Genomic DNA, 844 nt, shown 5'->3' with positions numbered 1-844 from the left:
ATCAGACGTTAAGCGACTCAAAGAGCTAGAAGAAGAGAATCGTCGGCTGAAGCAAATGTATGCAGAGTTAAGCCTAAAGTCACAGATGCAGGCTGATATTATAAAAAAGCTGTAGCACCTGTGGCTGAGCGTAAAGTCTGGGCACACGAGTTACAGGTGCAATATCGTGTTAGCGTGGTGAAGAGCTGCGAAGTCGTCTGTATGAGCCGCACAGCGTATTACTACGAGCCTATATTAAGTAATGATGATGACATCATAGATGCGCTTAATAAGTTGGTAGAAAAGCATCATCGATGGGGCTTCCCAAAGTGTTTTAAGCGATTGAGGAAGCTCGGTTATCGCTGGAATCACAAGCGTGTGCATCGCGTGTATACAGAGCTGAAACTCAACTTGAGACGAAAGGCCAAGCGGCGATTGCCAACTCGCAACCCAGAGCCACTGGCCGTGCCCAGCGCACTAGGAAAGTCATGGTCGATGGACTTTATGAGCGACAGTCTGCACAACAAAGTCCGATTCCGCACGTTTAATGTGATTGATGACTTTAACCGAGAGGTATTGGGCATAGACGTGGCAACTAGCATGCCTTCGCTGCGTGTAATCCGCTATCTTGACCAGTTGGCTGAGTGGCATGGTTACCCAGAGAAAATACGTGTAGACAACGGTAGTGAGTTTACCTCGGAGATATTTACAAACTGGGCAAAGGCTCACGGTATTTTGATTGACTACATCAAGCCAGGTTGTCCTTATCAAAATGCCTATATTGAACGGTTTAACCGGACTTACCGTGACGATGTATTGGACTGTTACATATTCAATAATTTAAACGAAGTGAAGCGCCTAACCC

At 46.2% G+C, this 844-nt stretch carries 1 protein-coding gene; it reads left to right on the top strand.

Features of this window, described 5'->3' with window-relative positions; all coding sequences use genetic code 11:
- Nucleotides 1-120: 120 nt before the first annotated feature.
- Nucleotides 121-844, top strand: a 724-nt coding sequence (locus QTP81_RS17180) for an IS3 family transposase (protein WP_289367287.1), incomplete at its 3' end; no start/stop codon positions are given.

It is taken from the genome of Neoalteromonas arenosi, assembly GCF_030362855.1.
Lineage (GTDB): Bacteria > Pseudomonadota > Gammaproteobacteria > Enterobacterales > Alteromonadaceae > Alteromonas_E > Alteromonas_E arenosi.
The sequence above is the reverse complement of the archived record's forward strand: the minus strand, read 5'-3'. Positions and strand labels throughout refer to the sequence as shown.